Annotated in this window: 19 protein-coding genes; 8 read left to right on the top strand and 11 right to left on the bottom strand. The window is 66.2% G+C overall.

Going from position 1 to position 18,580, the window contains the following annotated elements; genetic code table 11:
• Positions 1-47 precede the first annotated feature (47 nt).
• Together ACOYW6_RS08585 and ACOYW6_RS08580 are read left to right on the top strand one after the other, a co-directional pair.
• Positions 48-572 carry a GNAT family N-acetyltransferase gene (locus tag ACOYW6_RS08585; protein WP_423140914.1) on the top strand — a complete coding sequence of 175 codons (525 nt, stop codon included), beginning with the start codon at positions 48-50 and terminating at the stop codon, positions 570-572.
• A 203-nt stretch (positions 573-775) separates the two neighbouring features.
• Positions 776-1,309, top strand: a complete 534-nt coding sequence (locus ACOYW6_RS08580; protein ID WP_423140913.1) for a J domain-containing protein — start codon at positions 776-778, stop codon at positions 1,307-1,309.
• Positions 1,310-1,336: 27 nt separating this feature from the next.
• Here ACOYW6_RS08580 and ACOYW6_RS08575 read toward each other — a convergent pair whose 3' ends face one another.
• The 4 genes from ACOYW6_RS08575 to pdeM form a co-directional block, all read right to left on the bottom strand.
• Positions 1,337-2,635, bottom strand: a complete 1,299-nt coding sequence (locus tag ACOYW6_RS08575) for a cystathionine gamma-synthase family protein (RefSeq protein ID WP_423140912.1) — start codon at positions 2,633-2,635, stop codon at positions 1,337-1,339.
• A 312-nt stretch (positions 2,636-2,947) separates the two neighbouring features.
• Positions 2,948-4,894, bottom strand: coding sequence for a CocE/NonD family hydrolase (locus ACOYW6_RS08570; protein ID WP_423140911.1), 1,947 nt, complete (start codon positions 4,892-4,894; stop codon positions 2,948-2,950).
• 135 nt (positions 4,895-5,029) lie between these two features.
• Positions 5,030-5,551 (bottom strand): translation initiation factor IF-3, encoded by a 522-nt coding sequence (infC, locus tag ACOYW6_RS08565; protein WP_423140910.1) that lies wholly within the window; start codon positions 5,549-5,551, stop codon positions 5,030-5,032.
• Between the two features lie 157 nt (positions 5,552-5,708).
• Complete coding sequence (pdeM, locus tag ACOYW6_RS08560) at positions 5,709-6,389, bottom strand: ligase-associated DNA damage response endonuclease PdeM (protein WP_423140909.1); 681 nt, start codon at positions 6,387-6,389, stop codon at positions 5,709-5,711.
• 56 nt (positions 6,390-6,445) lie between these two features.
• On the opposite strand from pdeM, the gene hemF reads away from it, so the two are divergent.
• Together hemF and ACOYW6_RS08550 are read left to right on the top strand one after the other, a co-directional pair.
• A complete protein-coding gene (gene hemF / locus ACOYW6_RS08555; protein WP_423143095.1) occupies positions 6,446-7,303 on the top strand; it encodes an oxygen-dependent coproporphyrinogen oxidase in 858 nt (285 codons plus the stop codon).
• 51 nt (positions 7,304-7,354) lie between these two features.
• The gene (locus ACOYW6_RS08550; protein ID WP_423140908.1) at positions 7,355-9,445 is read left to right on the top strand and encodes a RelA/SpoT family protein; all 2,091 of its coding nucleotides are present in this window, start codon (positions 7,355-7,357) and stop codon (positions 9,443-9,445) included.
• Here ACOYW6_RS08550 and ACOYW6_RS08545 read toward each other — a convergent pair.
• From ACOYW6_RS08545 to hisB, 4 genes are all read right to left on the bottom strand, one after another.
• Positions 9,442-10,590: a glycosidase gene (locus tag ACOYW6_RS08545; RefSeq protein ID WP_423140907.1), complete on the bottom strand. Its 1,149-nt coding sequence runs from the start codon at positions 10,588-10,590 to the stop codon at positions 9,442-9,444. The genes ACOYW6_RS08550 and ACOYW6_RS08545 overlap by 4 nt on opposite strands.
• Entirely contained in the window at positions 10,587-11,354 is a 768-nt protein-coding gene (locus tag ACOYW6_RS08540) for an SDR family oxidoreductase (RefSeq protein ID WP_423140906.1), read from the bottom strand. The genes ACOYW6_RS08545 and ACOYW6_RS08540 overlap by 4 nt, the downstream gene beginning before the upstream one ends.
• A gap of 56 nt (positions 11,355-11,410) precedes the next feature.
• The gene (hisH, locus tag ACOYW6_RS08535; protein WP_423140905.1) at positions 11,411-12,028 is read right to left on the bottom strand and encodes an imidazole glycerol phosphate synthase subunit HisH; all 618 of its coding nucleotides are present in this window, start codon (positions 12,026-12,028) and stop codon (positions 11,411-11,413) included.
• Between the two features lie 64 nt (positions 12,029-12,092).
• Positions 12,093-12,686, bottom strand: a complete 594-nt coding sequence (hisB, locus tag ACOYW6_RS08530) for an imidazoleglycerol-phosphate dehydratase HisB (RefSeq protein ID WP_423140904.1) — start codon at positions 12,684-12,686, stop codon at positions 12,093-12,095.
• Between the two features lie 85 nt (positions 12,687-12,771).
• On the opposite strand from hisB, the gene ACOYW6_RS08525 reads away from it, so the two are divergent.
• From ACOYW6_RS08525 to gmk, 3 genes are read left to right on the top strand one after another with little or no spacing between them, the layout of a single operon-like run.
• On the top strand, positions 12,772-13,266 hold the full coding sequence (locus tag ACOYW6_RS08525; protein WP_423140903.1) for an SspB family protein: 495 nt from the start codon (positions 12,772-12,774) through the stop codon (positions 13,264-13,266).
• Between the two features lie 46 nt (positions 13,267-13,312).
• Positions 13,313-13,738, top strand: a complete 426-nt coding sequence (locus ACOYW6_RS08520; RefSeq protein ID WP_423140902.1) for a hypothetical protein — start codon at positions 13,313-13,315, stop codon at positions 13,736-13,738.
• 53 nt (positions 13,739-13,791) lie between these two features.
• Entirely contained in the window at positions 13,792-14,433 is a 642-nt protein-coding gene (gene gmk / locus ACOYW6_RS08515; protein ID WP_423140901.1) for a guanylate kinase, read from the top strand.
• 1 nt (position 14,434) lies between these two features.
• On the opposite strand, the gene ACOYW6_RS08510 is transcribed toward gmk, so the two are convergent.
• Genes ACOYW6_RS08510 through ACOYW6_RS08500 form a run of 3 tightly spaced genes read right to left on the bottom strand, consistent with a single transcriptional unit; the run spans position 14,435 to position 17,561 of the window.
• Entirely contained in the window at positions 14,435-15,232 is a 798-nt protein-coding gene (locus ACOYW6_RS08510; protein ID WP_423140900.1) for an SDR family oxidoreductase, read from the bottom strand.
• A gap of 14 nt (positions 15,233-15,246) precedes the next feature.
• Positions 15,247-16,398 (bottom strand): acyl-CoA dehydrogenase family protein, encoded by a 1,152-nt coding sequence (locus ACOYW6_RS08505; RefSeq protein WP_423140899.1) that lies wholly within the window; start codon positions 16,396-16,398, stop codon positions 15,247-15,249.
• A 2-nt stretch (positions 16,399-16,400) separates the two neighbouring features.
• Positions 16,401-17,561: an acyl-CoA dehydrogenase family protein gene (locus tag ACOYW6_RS08500; protein WP_423140898.1), complete on the bottom strand. Its 1,161-nt coding sequence runs from the start codon at positions 17,559-17,561 to the stop codon at positions 16,401-16,403.
• Between the two features lie 163 nt (positions 17,562-17,724).
• Between ACOYW6_RS08500 and ACOYW6_RS08495 the strand changes: the two genes are divergently transcribed.
• Complete coding sequence (locus tag ACOYW6_RS08495; protein WP_423143094.1) at positions 17,725-18,561, top strand: SDR family NAD(P)-dependent oxidoreductase; 837 nt, start codon at positions 17,725-17,727, stop codon at positions 18,559-18,561.
• The last annotated feature ends 19 nt before the right edge of the window (positions 18,562-18,580 follow it).

Here is an 18,580-nt window from a genome sequence, read left to right as displayed (position 1 = left end):
CCAAGGCAACCTTGGCACCGGGTGCACTTAAGGGCACATTCGCCGCCATGCGGATCGAACAGGCCACGAGCGGAGATGCCGCGGCGATCGCCGCGATTTACGCCCACCACGTGCTGCACGGCACCGCGACGTTCGAAACGATGCCCCCGGGCGAAGCCGAGATGCGGGTGCGGCTGGCGAAAGTGCTGGCGGCATGCTGGCCCTGGCTGGTGGCGCGCGGCGAGGATGGATCGGTCTGCGGCTATGCTTATGCGGCGCAGTTCCGCGATCGTCCCGCATATCGCTTCGCCTGCGAGAACAGTATCTACATCGCGGCTGAGCGTATGGGCCAGGGCATCGGCGGAACGCTGCTGGACGCGCTGGTCGGCGCCGCACGCGCTTGCGGCTTTCGCCAGATGATCGCGGTGATCGGCGGGGCCGAGCCCGCCTCGCGCGCGCTCCATGCCCGGCGCGGCTTCGAAGAAGTGGGGCGGATCCGCAGCGTCGGCTTCAAGCACGGACGCTGGCTTGATACGCTTTACATGCAACTGCCGCTGGTCGCGCCGGAGGCCGGCGCGACGCGCGCGGACTAGATGACGACGCCCGGCGCGCTCAGCATCGCGAACAGCGCGCTGGCGGCAATCGAAAGGGTGGCGGCAAGGGTCAGGGGTTTGCTCATGATCGTTCCTTCGCCGGCGCAGATAGGGACGGACGGGTCATATTGCAATGCAGCATTTTTATCGGCAACCGACCGCCGCGCCTTGCCTTGTGCGGCCTGAACGTCCATTTCGGCCGGATGGTTGGCGCGCGCAGATCGGATAGCTGGGGATTCCCGCGCTGGGGGGGCTACGGCTCATCGCGCGACACAGTGACCGTGCGGCTGTGCGACCGGCAGGGCTGCCAGGAGGCCGGCACCTGCCCGGCGCCCAAATCGCCCAACAACCCCGATCGCTGGATGTTCTGCCAGAAGCACGCCGCCGAATACAATTCGGGCTGGGACTATTTCGCCGGCCTCGACGCCGAGGAAACGGCCGAACGCGAAGCGGCCGAACGCCAGACTCACGAAGGCTACCAGGAAGCCTCGCATTACGGCTGGGCACCGTCGGGCGACGGCACTCGCAGCCGCGACGAACTGCGGGCGCTCGAGGTTCTCGGCCTTGGTCCCGACGCCGATTACGATGCGGTGAAAAAGGCCTGGCGCGCCAGGGCCAAGGAAGTCCACCCCGATGTCCGCCCCGGCGATGCCGCGGCGGCAAAGGCGTTCCAGGCCCTGCAACTGGCCTACGAAGTCCTGCGCGCCGCGGAAGAACGGCGCGAATGGGCGGGCTAGGTCAGCCCGCCCACGCATAAGTTCCCGTCAGACGACTGCCAGCGCCTGCTCGAAATCGGCGATCAGGTCGTCCGGGTCTTCGATCCCGATGCTGATCCGCACCAGATTGTCGGTAATCCCCAGCGCGGCCTTGCGGTCCTCGGGCACCGACAAGTGAGTCATCGCCGCCGGGTGGCTGGCCAGCGTCTCGGTCCCGCCCAGGCTGACCGCCAGCTTGGCCACGCGCAGCGCATCCAGGAAGCGGAAGCTTTCCGCTTCGCCGCCCTTGATGAACAGGCTGAACGTGCTGCCCGCGCCGCTGCAATGGCGCTCGTAGATGTCCTGCTGACGCGCGTCCTCGATCATGCCGAGATAGCCGAGCCCCTCGACCTTGGGATGGTCCTTCAGGAAGGCGCAGACCTTGGCGGCGTTTTCGCCGGCGCGGGTCATACGCAGTTCGACCGTCTCAAGGCTGCGCAGCAGCATCCACGCGGTGTTGGGATCGGCAATGCCGCCCATCGTGTTGCGCATCATCCGGATCGGGGTGATCCAGCGCTCCGGGCCTGAAACGCTACCGGCGACGAGGTCGGAATGGCCGCCCACGTACTTGGTCAGCGAATAGACCACCAGGTCGGCGCCCTGGTCGATCGGGCGCTGCCACAGCGGGCCAAGGAACGTGTTGTCGATCGCGATCGGGCAATCGGCGCCCAGCACCGCGTCGCGCGCATCGCGAACCGCCTCGACATCGACCAGCGCGTTGGTCGGGTTGGCGGGGCTTTCAAGGTAAACCATCGCCACCTTGCCGCCTTGCGCGGCCGCCTGCGCCTTCGCCTTCTCAAGAACGGCATCGATCTCCTCGCGGGTCGCGCCGGCGGGAAAATCGACGTAAGTGACGCCGAACCGGCTCATGTGCTTGGCGACGAAGCCTTCGCTGGCGGCATAAAGCGGGCCGGAATGGACGATCACGTCACCAGCGCTGCACAGCGCCAGGAACAGGACGCAGATCGCGGTCATGCCGCTTGAAAAGCACAGCGCATCCTCGGCGCCGTCCCAGATCGCCAGGCGGTCTTCGAGTATTTCCTGGTTGGGGCCATTGAAGCGCGAATAGACCAGGCCGTCGGCCCCGCCCGGGCGCTTGCCGGTGATGCCTTCGAAGTGGCGCTTGCCTTCCGCCGCGCTGGGAAAGGCGAATGTGCTGGTCAGGAACACTGGCGGCTTGAGGCTGCCTTCGGACAGCACCGGGTCATAGCCAAAGCCCATCATCAGCGTGGCGGGCTTCAGAGTGCGGCCGCCGATGGTGGTGACTTCGGGCTTGGGCTTGCGGCGGGGGGTCGGGGTATCGGCCATGGGGTAACCTCGTATCCAAACGCTCCCAGGGAGGCGGGAGCCGATGGGCGAGGGGGCCGGGGCGCTCGCGTCCTAACCTCCGCAGGACGCATCTCCGCCGGCTCGCCGGTCGGCCCCGCGTCTATCGCCGCGCCAAACCGATTTCAACTGAAACCGGATTGGCGCGAGCAGTCAAAGGTGTCCGCTGCAGTAGGCAAGCAGCAGGATCAGAGGGATCGGCACGCCGATCAGCCACAGAAGTCCGGAACGCATCGCATGTCTCCCAGCTGACGAATGTCAGGATAGATGCGCGAAGGCGGTCATGGTTCCGCCTCAGGGCTTCAGCGGAACGACTGGCAGCAGCACCGAAGACGCCGTGTCGCCGCCGCGCATCAGCGTGACGGTGGCCGGCTGGTAGTCGCTCTTCTTGGCCAGGAAGATGTTGGGAACGAACGTCTGCGGATTGCGGTCATAGAGTGGGAACAGGCTCGACTGGACCTGCACCATGATGCGGTGTCCGGGCTGGAACACGTGATTCACCGTGGGCAGCCGGAACTTGTATTCCTGCACCGTGTTGGCGGGAATCGCGCTCGGGTTCGAAAAACTCTCGCGGTAGCGGCCGCGGAAGATGTCGAGGCTGATCGGCAGCTCGTAACCGCCCATCTTGGGATCGCTGGCCACTTCGTCCGGGAACACGTCGATGACCTTGACCACGAAGTCGCCGTCGGTCCCCGTTGTCTTGGCGAATATGTCCGCCACTGGCGGTCCGGACACGCGCACCGGAGCGGTGAGCACGGCGGAGGTGTAGGTCATCACGTCGGGCCGGCCATCGACGCCGCGCTGGTCGCTCACAAGCCAGTCGCCCCAGCGGCCGTCGTCGAAGTTGACCGGGCGCGGCAGATGCGGAACCGGCTTGGCGGGATCGGCCACATAGCTGTCGCCCCCGGCAGCGCCCTTGGCGAACGACAGCCCGCCCTCGGCGCCAAGGTAGATCGGCGTCAGCGGACGCGCGCACGTGCCGGCGCAGGCCAGCGGCCAGTCGGCGAAGGTATCCCAGTGATTCTCACCGGTATTGTAGATCGCCGCGGCCGGCAGATTCGCGGCGGGTCCGTCAGCCAAGTATTGCCGCATCAGCGGCATCACCATGTCGTCGCGGAATTGCGCCGCCGTATCGCCGTTCCAGTTGAACGGCCCCAGGCTGCGCCCTTCGCGGTTTACCTGGCTGTGGCGCCACGGGCCCATCACCAGGAAGTTGTTGCCGGTCTTGCCGGCAGCCTTGAGCGCTTCCCACGAATGGATTGCGCCGTACATGTCCTCCTGGTCCCACAGCCCCTGTTCCCACAGGGTCGGAACGTTCGAAGGGTTCTTGACGATCAGCTTGTCGAGCGCCTGGTCCTGCCAGAACGTATCATAGGCAGTGTGCGCCAGCATCTTGTTCCACGCCGGCAGCTGGGCAAAGCCCGAACGCTGCGCCCATTCGTTGGCGCCGCCATAGCGCAGGAACTCGGCGTAATTGTCATAGACGCCGGTGGCCGGCCCGTCGCCGGCGCCCTTGTAGCCGGTCTGCGCGCCGATCCAGCCGATATTGGCCAGCCGAAAGGCGCCGTAGTGGAACCAGTCGTCACCCATCCAGCCATCGACCATCGGGCTCTCGGGCACGGCCACCTTCAGCGCCGGGTGCGGATGCAGCAGCGCCATCACCACGGTGAAGCCTTCGTACGAAGACCCGATCATACCGACGCGGCCGTTCGACTGCGGCAGGTTCGCCTTATTCACCAGCCAGTCGATCGTATCGTAGGCGTCGGTGGTGTGATCGACCTTGGTGGCGTTGAGCGGCCCGATCGGGGGGCGCGTGATCACGTAGTCGCCTTCGGACTTATACTTGCCCCGGATGTCCTGATAGACGCGAATCCAGCCGGCTCTGACGTATCCCTCGTCCGCCAGTGGCAGCCGCGACAGCATCATCGGGCCGTCGCTGCGCTCGGCGCGCTTGCTGGCGTTGTAGGGGGTGCGGGTCAGCACGATCGGCGCGTCGGTCGCGCCCTTGGGAATGACGATGACGGTGTGCAGCTTCACCCCGTCGCGCATCGGCACCATGACTTCGCGCACGATGTAGTCGTTGGCGTCGGTCGGCGGCGTGTACTTGGCAGGGATATCGCCGCCCTTGATCACCGGGCCCGGGACGGTTTGGACCGATGCCGACTGGGCGGCCGCTGACAAGGCCGTCGCGGCGGTCAGCACGAGCGCGGTGCAGGCAAGCAATACGCGTGTCGGCTTCATTGTGGTGCGGCCCCCCTTTCGTCCCGCCGGCACGCGCCGGCGGATAGCAGCGCGACCATAACCGGCGCGACCGCAATGACAATCGGGGGGACTGCAAAAGGGCGCAGGCGAAACGATTCGCCCGCGCCGCCTTGTTTACTTGGGCGAAAGCACCATCAGCATCTGGCGCCCTTCCATGCGGGGCCAGGCCTCGACCTTGGCGATCTCGGCAACGTCGTCCTGAACCCGCTTGAGCAGGTTCATGCCCAGCTGCTGGTGCGACAGTTCGCGGCCGCGGAAGCGTAGCGTCATCTTGACCTTGTCGCCTTCGCCGATGAACTTGACCACGTTGCGCATCTTCACGTCATAGTCGTGGTCATCGATGTTCGGACGCATCTTGATCTCTTTGATCTCCTGCGTCTTCTGCGTCTTGCGGGCGATGTTCGCCTTCTTCTGCGCCTCGTAGCGGAACTTGCCGACGTCGAGGAACTTGCAAACCGGCGGGTCCGCGTTGGGCGAGACCTCGACCAGGTCGAGGCCGACCTCGGCTGCCTGCTCGATCGCCTCGCGCGTGTACATGACGCCGATGTTTTCGCCGTTTTCGTCGATCACGCGGACCTTGTCCGACTGGATCATGCCGTTGTAGCGCGGTCCGCTCTTGACCGGTGGCGTCATCATGCGCCGCTGTGGGGGAGGGATAATCTGTTCTCCTGAAGGTTGTTCTTCGCGCGGTTCCTTAGACGAGAACGCGCGAAGCGGGAAGTGCGATGAATCGGAATCGGGCCCTGCCCGGCGGCAGCGCGAACGGGCATCCGCCCGCGCCCGGGATCCAAGCCTAGATGGCGATCGCGTCGCCGCGCCACAAGGGGAAGCGCGCCAGCCGCCCGCCTGCCGCCACCACCGCGTCAACGTCGGCCGCCGGCTGCAGTGCCTTCAGGATCGCCGGGTCGGCGGCGTTCATGCCGCCGGTCAGCGCGCCGAACGCGGGCAGGATCATCCGGCTTTTCGACATCACCGCGCAGGGCCGCACGATCCGCCGGCCGCGCAGGGTGACCTGAAGGCGCGGATGGAAATGGCCCGAGAGTTCCGGGCGAATTTCGCCCGCCCTGGCCTCGTGGCGCAGCAGCAATCCACTTACCGCCAGCTCGGCCAGCGCCGCTCCGCCAGGCACGACGCCCTGGTCGTGATTGCCGGTGATCCACACCCAGTCGGTGGCCCGCACCAGCGCGTCGAGCATGCCCGCCGCGTGCGGTTCCAGTCGCGCCGCGCCGCCGGTGTCGTGGAAGTTGTCGCCCAGGCAGAACACTCGGCGCGCGCCCGTCTGGCCGATCGCCAGGGCCACTCTCTCCAGCGTCTCGCGGCTGTCGTAAGGCGGCAACATCTGGCCGAAGCGGGCGAAGAAGCTTGCCTTTTCAAGGTGAAGGTCGGCCACCAGCAGTGCCCGTTCCCGCGGCCAGTACAGCGCCCGGCCGCCCACCAGGGCAAATTCCTCACCTGCGAACGAAAAGGGAACCATGGCCCGCCCTTGCCGCAGCCCGTTTCGCTTGGCAAGGGCCGCCCATGACCGACGCACTGACAGATTGGGCACCGTACACCGACCGCGCCCGCACCTGGTTCGAGGATCTTCGCACCCGCATTTGCGCCGAATTCGAAGCGATCGAGGCGGAGGCCGGCTCCGACGCCCGCTTCGATTACGCGCCCTGGAACCGCGAGGAAGACGGCAACGGCGATCCCGGCGGCGGCGTGCGCGGGGTCATGAAAGGCCGCGTGTTCGAGAAGGTCGGCGTCAACGTGTCGACCGTGCGCGGCAATTTCGCGCCCGATTTTGCCGGCTCGATCCACGGGGCCGGCGCGGACAATCCCGGCTTTACCGCCACCGGCATCAGCTTGGTGGCGCACATGGCCAATCCGCATGTTCCCGCCGTTCACTTGAACACGCGCTTTCTGACCACCGGCAAGGCCTGGTTCGGCGGCGGCGCCGACCTCAATCCGCCGCTTCCGTACGACGAGGATACGGCCGAGTTTCACGCCGCCTTCAGGGCCGCCTGCGATGCCAACGGCGCTGCTTACTATGACCGGTTCAAGGCCTGGGCGGACGAGTATTTCTACATCCCCCACCGCAAGGTCCACCGCGGCGTCGGCGGGATCTTCTACGATCACCTGGAGTGCGCGGACGCTGCCGCATGGGAAGCCAATTTCGCCTTCACCCAGGCGGTCGGAGAGGCGTTCCTCAGCGTATTTCCGCGGCTCGTCCGCCGGCGCATGAACGCCGCCTGGTCGCCGGCAGACAAGTGCCGCCAACTCGAATGGCGCGGCCGCTATGCGGAGTTCAACCTGGTTTACGATCGCGGCACGCTGTTCGGACTGAAAACGGGCGGCAACATCGATGCGATCCTGATGAGCCTCCCGCCCGAGGCGATCTGGACCTGAGCCGCGAAAAACCTTGCATCGCGGGGCACCGCGCCTCCACATAACGGCCGCATGCTGCGTCAGTACGAACTCGTCGAGCGGGTGAAAGCCTACGATCCGAACGCCGACGAGGCGGTGCTGAACCGCGCCTACGTCTATACGGTCCAGAAACACGGCACCCAGAAGCGCGCGAGCGGCGATCCCTATTTCTCGCACCCGGTCGAGGTCGCCGGGCTGATGACCGAGCTCAAGCTCGACCAGCCGACGATCGTGACCGCGCTGCTGCACGACACGGTCGAAGATACGCTGGTGACGATCGAGGAGATCGACCGCCTGTTCGGGCCCGAAGTGGCGCGGCTGGTCGACGGGGTCACCAAGCTCTCCAAGATCGAGGCGATGACAGAGAACGAGCGCGCGGCGGAAAACCTGCGCAAGTTTCTTTTGGCCATGAGCGAGGATTTGCGCGTTCTCCTGGTCAAGCTGGCAGACCGGCTGCACAACATGCGCACGCTGCACTTCATCAAGAGCGAGGAAAAGCGCCGCCGCATCGCCAAGGAGACAATGGATATCTACGCCCCGCTGGCCGAGCGGGTAGGAATGTACGAGTACATGCGCGAGATGCAGCTGCTCGCCTTCGAACAACTGGAGCCGACCGCTTACGCCACCATCACCGGCCGATTGGCGCAAATCCGTGACACCGACGGCGGGCAGGTCGACGCGATAGCGCTGACCTTCAAGCAGGCGCTGTCCGAGGCCGGGCTCGACGTCGAAGTTTCCGGCCGCGAAAAGCACCCGTACTCGATCTGGAAGAAGATGGCCGAGCGCCACGTGAGCTTCGAACAGATCACCGACATCATGGCGTTCCGCGTCCTGACCGACAGCGAGGAGGGCTGCTACCGCGCGCTCGGTATCCTGCACACGACCTGGCAGATGATCCCGGGCCGCTTCAAGGACTACGTCTCGACCCCCAAGGCGAACGGCTACAAGTCGCTGCACACCGCGCTGATCTACGAGAATTCGATGCGGGTCGAAGTGCAGATCCGCACCCGCGAGATGCACCGCACCAACGAATTCGGGCTGGCCGCGCATTGGGGCTACAAGAGCGGCGAACGTCCCGACGGCGAAGTGGGCTGGCTGCGCGACCTGATCGAGATCGTCGACGCGAGCCACGATGCCGAAGAACTGCTCGAGCACACGCGCCTGGCCATCTACCAGGATCGCATTTTCGCATTCACCCCGAAGGGCGCGCTGCACCAGTTGCCCAAGGGCGCCACTCCGGTCGATTTCGCCTACGCCGTGCACTCCAACCTCGGCAATTTCGCGGTCGGTGCCAAGATCAACGGTCGGCACGTTCCGCTACGCACGCCGCTGACCAACGGCGACGTCGTCGAGATCATCAAGAACCGCTCGGCCAGTCCTCAGCTCGCCTGGCTGGGCTTCGTGGTGACCGGCAAGGCGCGCGCTGCGATCCGCCGCGCGGTCCGGGCCAAGGAACGCGAGGAAGTAGCCGCGATCGGCCGCAAACTGTTCGACGAGATCGCAGGGCGCCTGCCTCAGAAGATCGGCAAGAAGGCGATCAAGGACGCGGTCAGGCGGCTCGAACTCGATGACGAGGAAGCGCTGATGCTGGCGATCGGCGGGGCCCGCCTCGACGACCGCCAGGTGATGGAAGCGCTGGTTCCCGGTAGCGCGGTCGGCCTGACCGAGCCCGAGCAATGGCCCAAGCAGGATCGGGCCATCTCGATCAAGGGTCTGACCGCGGGCGTCGCCTTCCAGCTCGGCACCTGCTGCCACCCGGTCCCGGGCGACCGCATCGTCGGCGTGCGGCACAAGGGGCAGGGAGTCGAAGTTCACGCCATCGATTGCCTGGACCTGGCCAGCGGTGTCGACGCCGACTGGCTCGACCTGTCCTGGGGCGAACGCACCACCGGCGCGATCGGACGGCTGCGCGTGGTGCTGTACAACCGCCCGGGAACGCTGGCGGAGGCGACCGGCATATTTGCCGGCAGCCACGCCAACATCGTCCATCTGGAAATGATCGGCCGCGATGACGTGTTCGGCACGTACGAGGTCGATCTGGAGGTCAACGACCTGGCGCACCTCACCCGGATCGTCAGCGCGCTGCGCGCCAGCGACGGGGTGGCACAAGCGGAACGGATCTAGTCCGGAACGAAGGCGTTTTTGGGGACGTGCGTGATCCGGCAGGCCAGGTCCTCCGCGCCGGAGGCGACCACGAAGTGATCACCGGCTTCGGCGATTCCGGTCGTGAACACGACGTTGTCTAGATAGAGCTTGTCCCTGAGCGGCGCGATCAGCGCCGCGTCGGCCTCAATCAGCGGCTGGTGGCTGGTGGCGATGCAGCGCCACGGTTCATGCTCGTCGAGCAGCGACCAGTAAGTGCGGTAGACGCCGACGACACTCTCGCTGGGTTCGACGCCGTGCCACAGCGTCAGCCAGCCCCGCTTGCCGGCGATCTCGGTCAGCAGCGGAGGCGTGCCGCCGCCCATCCGCGCGGTCGCCTCGGTCGCGGCGTGGGGGCGAATGCCGGGCTCCAGGTGCGGCTTCCAGTGACGACCGTCGGGGCTTGTCGCCAGGTTGATCGCCGGCCCGGCGCGCCAAGCGCTCCCAGGCGGATAGGCGAACCACAAGTTGCCGAGCGGGCGGGTCTGAGCCCAGTACTGGCCGCCGACCAGTCCCTCGAAGATGAGCATATCCTTGTTCTGGTGATCGAGGACGATACCCTCGAACGTCCAGTCGAGGGCGTTGTCCGAACTGTAGAGCGTGGTCGAGTGCCGCTCTGGACTGACCGCGCACGTGGTCATCAGGTAGCGATCGCCAATGCGGCTGATGCGCGCGTCCTCCACCCCGTAGCAGTTCCACGGCCCGGCAGACGCAATTGCCTTCTCGTAATGGACGGCGACGACCTCCAGCCCATCGGGCGTGACCTCGACAGGGAGCAGCCATGACAGGCTGGTCAGTGCCATGACCGGCCAGGTCTGGCCCTTGATGCTGAACTTGCGCGGATCGGTCATGTCGACATCGGCTAGTGACCAGCCGTCGCAAGTGAAGCGGCCGCCGGCACCCTCGCCATCGAAGCGGATCGCATGGACGCGTCCGTCCGAGACAGGGGTAGAGAGCGCTTCGGCAACGCGCACCATCAGCAGCAGGTTGCCGTCCGCCAACCGGGTCATTCCAGGGTTGAATGCGCCCAGCACGAACGTTTCGGCGCCCAGTTGCCCGGCGAGCGGAGAACGCGTCAGATCGACGTCGCCGGGCGTGAACACCAGCCTGTCGGTGTCGAAGGTCATTCGTCCGCCACCCGCGGCACGATCGTCAGCTGTTGCACAACGGCACGGCGCGGCTGGGTCAGCAGGTAGTGGACGCCCACGGCGATATCCTCCGCGCGCAGCATCTTGTCGTCGTTGATCATCTCGCGCTGCTTGTCGGCGGGAATATCCGGATACTGGAAATCGGCGCCGGTCTTGCCGGGTTCGACCAGGCTGACCTTGATGCCCTTGTTGCCGCCTTCCTTGCGAAATGCCTCGGCAAAGCCGGCAATTCCGGCCTTGATGCCGGCGTAGACGGTCGAATTCGGGCCAAGGATGTGGGCGCTCATCGATCCGATCAGCACGATGTCGCCGTGATCCTTGAGCGTGGCGGCGGCGCGGTGGGCGCTCGCCAGGTAGGCTGTGAAATCGGCGGCGATCGCGTAGCGAACCTCCTCCTCGCGCATCTCGGTCAGGCCCCTGGCGGGAATGGCGGCGTTCACAACGGCGATATCCCAGCTTCCCAGGGCCGTGTCGGCCGCGTCGAAGAAGCGGGCGACGCCGTCCGGCTCGGCCAGGTCGAGCGCGATGCCGCTGCCCTTGCCGACCTCGCCGATACGCTCGAGCGCGTCGGACAGGTGCTGCTGGTCGCGCCCGCAAGTGAACACCTCGGCCCCTTCGCTCGCCAACAGTACGGCGATGGCGCGCCCTATCCCGGTGGTGCCGCCGGTGATCACGGCCTTGCGCCCCCGCAGCGGGGTGCGGGCGGTGTGGGCGTCGGAACGGTTCGGATCGGCTTCGGCCATCGGGAACTCCTGCTGTCTCCGTTTAAGGAGGCACGAAGCCATTGGTTCCAGCGCCCTCAGGGCTTCCAGTCGAGGAACCGGGCCAGCAGCTCGAGGCCGTAGGATTGGCTCTTTTCCGGGTGGAATTGCACGCCAAGGACCGTGTCGCGGGCGACCGCCGCAACCAACCCGCCGCCATGATCGGTCATCGCCGCGACGGCGTGACCGTCGTTCGGGACGAAATGATAGGAGTGGAGAAAATACGCCTCGCCGGGCACCAGTATGCCACCGGCATGGGGCCGCACCTCGACATCGTTCCAGCCCATGTGAGGAACCTTGATTGCCGGATCGGTGCGCTCGACCGGGCGGACTTCGCCTTCGATCCAGTCCAGACCAGCAGTCTCGCCATGCTCGAGGCCGCGGGTAGCGAGCAGTTGCATTCCCACGCAGATGCCGAGGAACGGCGCCCCGCCCACGCGCACGCGCTCATCCATGGCGGCGATCATGCCGGGGATGGCCGCCAGCGCACCCATGCAGGCGGCGAACGCGCCGACGCCGGGCAGCACGATCCGATCGGCGGCACGGACCACGCCAGGGTCCGCGGTCACCGTTACCGAAGCGGCCCCGGCGGTCAGCAGCGCATGACGCACGGATTGCAGGTTGCCGGCCCCGTAATCGATCAGCGCAACGCTCATCGCGCCGGCGTCTCAAGCTTTTGGGCCTCCAGCGCCGCGGTTTCGGTCAGCGACACGACGAACATCAGCCGCCCAGCTGGCCTTTGGTGCTGGGCACGGCGCCACCCTTGCGGGGATCGAGTTCCACCGCGGTGCGCATCGCACGGGCGAAACCCTTGAAGATGCTCTCGGCGATGTGGTGGTTGTTGGCGCCGTAAAGCAGTTCGACGTGAAGAGTGATGCCAGCCGCCTGCGCGACCGAATGAAACCAGTGCTCGATCAGTTCGGTATCCATTTCGCCCAGGCGCGGCTGGGTGAAGGCGGCGTTCCACGCCAGCCAGGGACGGCCCGAGATATCGAGCGCTACGCGGGCCAGCGTCTCGTCCATGGGCGAATAGGCGGTGCCGTAACGGCCGATCCCGCCCTTGTCGCCCAGCGCCTGGAGGATCGCCTGGCCGATGGCAATGGCGCTGTCCTCGGTCGTGTGGTGCTGATCGACGTGAAGGTCGCCGTCGACGCGGCATGTCAGGTCGATCAGCGAGTGGCGGCTGAACTGCTCGATCATGTGATCGAGGAAGCCGATCCCGGTGGACAGGTCATAAGTGCCCGTCCCGTCGAGATCGACTTCGACCAGGATGCGGGTTTCCGCGGTGTTTCGTTCGATCCGGCCCTTGCGCATGGCCGCCGCGTTACAGGCGGTGCGGTAGGCCGCGCAACCTTTTCCGCGCTTGACCGCTATGCCTGGCAACGCCAGTGGAAACCCGATGACCGAGACACCCGACAGCCTGATCCCCTACGATGAAATCGTGCAGGAGGCGCTGCGCGCCGTCGTCGGCCGCGTGCTCGGCGCGATCGAGGCGGGTGGCGGCGTGCTTCCGGGCGCGCACCACTTTTATATCACCTTCAAGACCGCCGCGCCCGGCGTCGACATCCCGGCCCACCTGCACGAACGCTTCCCCGACGAGATGACGATCGTCCTGCAGAACAAGTTTTGGGATCTGGCGGTGACCGACGATGGCTTCACGGTCGGCCTTTCGTTCAACCAGATGCCGTCAAAGCTCGTGATCCCGTTCGATGCGATCACCGCCTTCGTTGATCCCGCGGTCGACTTCGGGCTGCAATTCCAGGCCAACGTGCCAGATGAGCCCCAGCTGCACGACGATGCGCAGAACGATTCGCCGGAACAGGGCGGACGCCCCGACGTTTCCAGCGAAGACGGCTCGAACGTCGTGACGGTCGATTTCGGGCGCAAGAAATAGCCTTCCCGGAGCGTCCGGGCCAAGGCTGACAAGAGCGGAACGGTCCATGGCCAAGCGTGCGAAATTCAAAGCCACTGCCGGCAAGGTCGGCAAGACCGTCGGCAAGGTGGCAGGCAAGATGCCGGGCGTGTCGACCAACCCGATGACCAATCTGGTCATCGCCGATATCGCGATGCGCGGCGGCGGCCGCTTTCTTCGCCACGCGATCGAAACCGTCGTGCTGGGCGCCAAGTACGACAAGACGAAGGCCAAGGACATCGTCAAGGGTCGCTCGATGGCACAGACGCTGGTCGGCACGGCCGTCGCGCGCGTCGCCACCCGGTCGGTTCCGGGTGCAATCCTCGTCGGGGGCGGGCTGCTTGCCAAGACGCTGTGGGACCGCGCCCATGCCAACCGCGACGAAGTTGCGGCGGGCGAGGCGCAGGTCAGCGAACAGGCTGCCGAAGGCCGTGCGTCCGACGCCAAGGTCTGATCGCGACAGCATCGCCGCTTGATTTGCCCGGCCACCCTGCGCCATCAGCGCGCATGGCCGATTCCCCAACCGACACGCTGCACCGGCGCGGGCTGATGTTCATCCTGTCCTCGCCCTCAGGCGCGGGCAAGACCACGATCGCGCGCAAGCTGCTTGAGGAGGACAGCCAGATCGGCCTGTCGATCTCCGCCACCACGCGCCCGCCGCGGCCCGGCGAAGTCGACGGCAGGGATTACCACTTCGTCTCCGATGCCGAGTTCGACCGGATGGTGGCCGAAGACGAGTTCTACGAGTGGGCTCACGTCTTCGGGCACCGCTACGGTACCCCCAAGGCGCATATCCGCACCGGCCTGAAAGACGGGCAGGACTTCCTGTTCGACATCGATTGGCAGGGTACGCAGCAGCTGGCGCAGAAGGACAAGGCCGACGTTGCCGCGGTCTTTATCCTGCCGCCCAGCATCGAGGAGCTGCACCGCAGGCTGGTTTCGCGCGCGCAGGACAGCGAGGCCGTAATCGAAGATCGTATGGCCCGCGCCAAGGCGGAAATCAGCCACTGGGGCGAATACGATTACATCGTCATCAACGACGACATCGACGCCTGCTTCGAGGAAGTTCGCGGCATCCTCCAGGCCGAACGCCTCAAGCGCAAGCGTCAGACCGGCCTGATCGACTTCGTCCGCGGATTGATGGCCTGATCTAGCCCGGTTCGGCGAAATGCGTCGGTAGCAGCGCATTGACGATGCCGCCGTCGATCGTGACCGTTTCGCCGATCGTGTAGTCTCCGGCGCGGCTGGCCAAGTAAACGGCCGTACCGCCCATGTCCCACTTGTCACCCACGCGGCCATTGGGGATGCCGGCGGCGGACTGATCCGCACGGTCGCGCGCGGCCTTGTTCATGCTCGACGGGAAGGCGCCCGGCGCCAGGCTGGTGACATAGACGTGGTCCTTGACCAGGCGTGCCGCCATCCGCCGCGTCAAGTGGATCAGTGCCGCCTTCGATGCCTGGTAGCTGTAGGTCTCCCACGGATTGACCCGCTGGCCGTCGATCGAGGTGATCATGATGACCTTGGCGGGGCGCTCGGCCGTTGCCCCCGCCGTCAGCAGGCCGTGCAGCTTCTGGGTAAGGAAGAACGGCGTCTTGACGTTGAGCGCCATGACCTTGTCCCAGCCCGCCTCCGGAAAGTCGAGGTAATCGGCGCCCCACGCCACTCCGGCATTGTTGACCAGAATATCGAGCCTGCCTTCGCGCGCGGTCAGTTCGGTGACCAGAGCGTCGATCCCGTCCAGCGTGGAAATGTCGCCCTGGATGCCGATCACTCGATCGCCCAGTTCGGCGCAGGTCGCCGCGATCTCGTGGCTCTTGCGCGCGGTGATGTAGACCCGGTCGATCCCGGCGGCGAGGAAGCCTTCGACGATCATGCGGCCAATTCCGCGGCTGCCGCCGGTAACCAGCGCGACCCGGCCCGACAGGCCGAACATCTCCTCGAGCGTCATCGCTGCCATCTCCTTCAATATCCGCCCAGCTGGGCGACGCGCTCGGCATGGAAGTACTGGTCGCCCATGAATTCCGCCAGGGCGCGGTCGCGCTTCATGTAGAAACCGATGTCGTATTCGTCGGTCATGCCGATGCCGCCGTGCATCTGGACACCTTCCTTGACCGCGAGCCCGGCCGCCTTGCCGGCCTTGGCCTTGGCGACCGAGACCATGATCTCGGCGCGGTCGGAAAGTGCATCGTCCCGGGCATCGAGCAACTGCTGCGCCTTGATCGTGGCGGCGCGGGCGATCTCGATCTCGGAGTAGAGGTGCGCCGCGCGGTGCTGCAGCGCCTGGAATTCACCGATCAGCTTGCCGAACTGCTTGCGCTGCTTGAGATAGTCGGTGGTCATGCCGAAGGCGCCGCGCGCCACGCCGACGCTTTCCGCCGCCGCTCCGACGCGCCCGGCCGCCAGGATCCGGTTCAGCACGGCGCGGCCGCCATCGACATCGCCGATCACGGCCCCGCCATCGAGCTCGACGTCCGCGAACCGGACGTGGCTCGCCATCGAGCTGTCGACTAGGCGGACATTGCCCTGCGTCATGCCAGCAGCGTCGCGGGGCACCGCGAACAGGGTAATGCCGTTCTCGTCGTCATCCGCGCCGGCGGTACGCGCGGCGACCACCAGCATGTCGGCGGACCCGCCATGTACCACGAAAGCCTTTTCGCCCGACAGGCGAAAGCCGTTGCCGGCCCGCTCCGCCCTGGTGGCGATCCTGGCAGGACGGTGCTTGGGGCCCTCGTCGATAGCGACTGCAAAGACGTGCTCGCCCGCAATCAGGCCCGGCAACCAGCGTGCTCGCAAGTCATCGCCGGCCGCGCTGAGCGCGGTTGCCGCCATGACCGAACTGGTCAGGAACGGCGAGGGAGTCAGGTTGCGGCCGATTTCCTCGAGTACGATCCCCGCCTCGACATGGCCCATGCCCAGCCCGCCGTCGGCCTCGCTCACGAGCATGCCGGTGAAGCCCATCTCGGCGAACTGCTTCCACAAGTCGTGCCCGAAGCCGTCCTTGCACTGCGTGTCGCGCCAGTGGCGCAGCTGTTTGGCGATAGCGCCTTCCTCGGCCATGAAAGGGGCGGCGGTATCGGCCAGCATGGCCTGGTCTTCGGTGTGATAAAGCGGCACGGTCAGGCTCCCGGCAGGTCGAGGATACGTTTGGCGATGACATTGAGCATCACCTCGCTGGTGCCGCCCTCGATCGAATTGGCCTTTGTCCGCAGCCACGATCGCGGCTTCGATCCGCCCCCCGACGCCTCGCTGTCCCATTCCAGCGCGGCGCTGCCGCCGGCCGCCATAATCAGCTCGTGACGGCGCTTGTTCAGTTCGGTCCCGGCGTATTTCATCATGTTGGGCTGGGCGGGGTGCGCCTTGCCGATCTTCGCTTCGTCGAGGAATTTCTCGGCCATCGCCGAATAGGCCAGCGCATCGACATCGAACTGCGCCAGTTCGGCGCGCAGGACCGGGTCGAGCAGCGCGTTGCGAGCCAGCGTCGCACCGATCGCGGAGGTCCGATCGGCTCCGCCCGCACCCGAGATCATCTCGCGCTCATGACCTAGCAGGTACTTGGCAACGTCCCAGCCGCGGTTCACCTCGCCCACGATCTGGTCCTTGGGGACCGAAACGTTGTCGAAGAAGGTTTCGCAGAACGGGGAGTTGCCGCTGATCAGCAGGATGGGCTTGGTCGAGACCCCCGGGCTTGCCATGTCGAACAGCAGAAACGAGATGCCCTGGTACTTGTTCGCCTTGTCGGTGCGGACCAGGCAGAAGATCCAGTCGGCCTTGTCGGCATAGCTGGTCCAGACCTTCTGGCCGTTGACGACCCAGTGATCGCCCTTGTCCTCACCAAAGGTCTGCAACGAAACCAGGTCGCTGCCCGATCCGGGCTCGGAATAGCCCTGGCACCAGCGGATTTCTCCGCGGGCGATCTGCCCCAGGTAGTGGACCTTCTGTGCCTCCGTCCCAAACTTGAGCAGCGCCGGGCCAAGCATCCAGATGCCGAAGCTGGACAGCGGCGGACGCGCACCGATGCGGGCCATTTCCTCGCGCAGGATCTTGGCCTCGGCCGGGGACAGGCCGGCACCGCCATAAGGCTTGGGCCAATCGGGAACGGTGTAGCCCTTGGCGACGCAAGCTTCGAGCCAGGCCTTTTGCGCCGGGGAGGAAAACGTAAAGTTGCGTCCGCCCCAGCAGACGTCGCGTTCATCGCGAACGGGTTGGCGCATTTCGGGCGGGCAGTTGGCTTCTAGCCAGGCGCGTGCTTCCTGGCGGAACGCTTCGGTATCCGACATGTCTCGGCTCCTCTCCTGCATCAGGTTAAGTCGATACGGTACGGGCGTGCAAGCGCACATTTGCGTGGTTTTGGAATATTGGGGATGCCGTAGCGTCAATGCGAGCGGCGTTGACCGCGCGCCATGGCGGCCTACCATGCGCGCGGGAAGAGGAGTGGACTGGATGCGATTCTCGGGCCGGACAATCGTCGTCACCGGGGCAGCCTCGGGCATCGGACGGGCCGCCGCGCGGCTGTTCGCGGCCGAAGGCGGCACCGTCTATGCTGCCGATATCGATGAAGCGGGCGGCGCCGCCATCGCCGGCGAACACACGGCAATCCGCTTTCGCCGCTGCGACGTGACCCGCCCGGCCGATATCGCCGCCCTGATGGACGGCGCCGCCGCCGAGAGCGGCGGGATCGACGTGGTCTTCAACAACGCTGGCGCCGGCGGCGCGCGCGGCCGTATCGACGAGATCGAGGCCGAGGACTGGGATGCGACGATGGCGCTGCTGTTGCGCTCGGTCGCGCTGGGCATCCGCCATGCCGTGCCGCACATGATCGGGCGGCCGGCCCCCGCCATCGTCAACACCAGCTCGGTCGCAGCGATCGGGCCAGGTTATGCGCCGACCGCCTATGCCGTCGCCAAGGCCGGGGTCTTGCAGCTGACGCGCTGCGCGGCCACCGACCTTGCCCGCCACGGCATCCGCGTCAACGCGGTCCAGCCGGGCTTCATCCAGACCGGCATCTTCACCGCCGGATCCGACATCCCGGCAAACCGGCTGGATAGCGCCCGCGCGCTCATCGCCGGGGCAGCCCAGGGCGCGCAGCCAGTCGCTCGCGGGGGCGAGCCCGAGGATGTCGCGCGCGCGGTCGCCTTTCTTGCCAGCGGCGATGCCGGCTTCGTCACCGGGGCCTCGCTGGTGATCGACGGGGGGCTGACGCTGGGTCCGCGCCATTCGTGGGACCCGGAAACGCCCAGCCTTACCACCGCGCTGCAGGCCATTGCCGCCGCGCCCTGAATCGAACGAAGGAGCACGC

Source organism: Parablastomonas sp. CN1-191, from assembly GCF_049354825.1.
Classification (GTDB): domain Bacteria; phylum Pseudomonadota; class Alphaproteobacteria; order Sphingomonadales; family Sphingomonadaceae; genus Novosphingobium.
Note: the sequence above shows the minus strand (reverse complement) of the source record. Positions and strands in the feature narration are given on the sequence as shown.

What these genes read in the sequence shown, in the direction of transcription:
- ACOYW6_RS08525 (WP_423140903.1), top strand. Translation starts at nt 12,772, where the DNA reads ATGACCGAGACACCCGACAGCCTGATCCCCTACGATGAAATCGTGCAG.
- ACOYW6_RS08500 (WP_423140898.1), bottom strand. Translation starts at nt 17,561, where the DNA reads ATGTCGGATACCGAAGCGTTCCGCCAGGAAGCACGCGCCTGGCTAGAA.
- hisH (WP_423140905.1), bottom strand. Translation starts at nt 12,028, where the DNA reads ATGAGCGTTGCGCTGATCGATTACGGGGCCGGCAACCTGCAATCCGTG.
- ACOYW6_RS08580 (WP_423140913.1), top strand. Translation starts at nt 776, where the DNA reads ATGGTTGGCGCGCGCAGATCGGATAGCTGGGGATTCCCGCGCTGGGGG.
- ACOYW6_RS08510 (WP_423140900.1), bottom strand. Translation starts at nt 15,232, where the DNA reads ATGACGCTCGAGGAGATGTTCGGCCTGTCGGGCCGGGTCGCGCTGGTT.
- ACOYW6_RS08575 (WP_423140912.1), bottom strand. Translation starts at nt 2,635, where the DNA reads ATGGCCGATACCCCGACCCCCCGCCGCAAGCCCAAGCCCGAAGTCACC.
- ACOYW6_RS08545 (WP_423140907.1), bottom strand. Translation starts at nt 10,590, where the DNA reads ATGACCTTCGACACCGACAGGCTGGTGTTCACGCCCGGCGACGTCGAT.
- ACOYW6_RS08495 (WP_423143094.1), top strand. Translation starts at nt 17,725, where the DNA reads ATGCGATTCTCGGGCCGGACAATCGTCGTCACCGGGGCAGCCTCGGGC.
- ACOYW6_RS08570 (WP_423140911.1), bottom strand. Translation starts at nt 4,894, where the DNA reads ATGAAGCCGACACGCGTATTGCTTGCCTGCACCGCGCTCGTGCTGACC.
- gmk (WP_423140901.1), top strand. Translation starts at nt 13,792, where the DNA reads ATGGCCGATTCCCCAACCGACACGCTGCACCGGCGCGGGCTGATGTTC.
- ACOYW6_RS08540 (WP_423140906.1), bottom strand. Translation starts at nt 11,354, where the DNA reads ATGGCCGAAGCCGATCCGAACCGTTCCGACGCCCACACCGCCCGCACC.
- infC (WP_423140910.1), bottom strand. Translation starts at nt 5,551, where the DNA reads ATGATGACGCCACCGGTCAAGAGCGGACCGCGCTACAACGGCATGATC.
- hisB (WP_423140904.1), bottom strand. Translation starts at nt 12,686, where the DNA reads ATGCGCAAGGGCCGGATCGAACGAAACACCGCGGAAACCCGCATCCTG.
- ACOYW6_RS08585 (WP_423140914.1), top strand. Translation starts at nt 48, where the DNA reads ATGCGGATCGAACAGGCCACGAGCGGAGATGCCGCGGCGATCGCCGCG.
- ACOYW6_RS08550 (WP_423140908.1), top strand. Translation starts at nt 7,355, where the DNA reads ATGCTGCGTCAGTACGAACTCGTCGAGCGGGTGAAAGCCTACGATCCG.
- pdeM (WP_423140909.1), bottom strand. Translation starts at nt 6,389, where the DNA reads ATGGTTCCCTTTTCGTTCGCAGGTGAGGAATTTGCCCTGGTGGGCGGC.
- ACOYW6_RS08520 (WP_423140902.1), top strand. Translation starts at nt 13,313, where the DNA reads ATGGCCAAGCGTGCGAAATTCAAAGCCACTGCCGGCAAGGTCGGCAAG.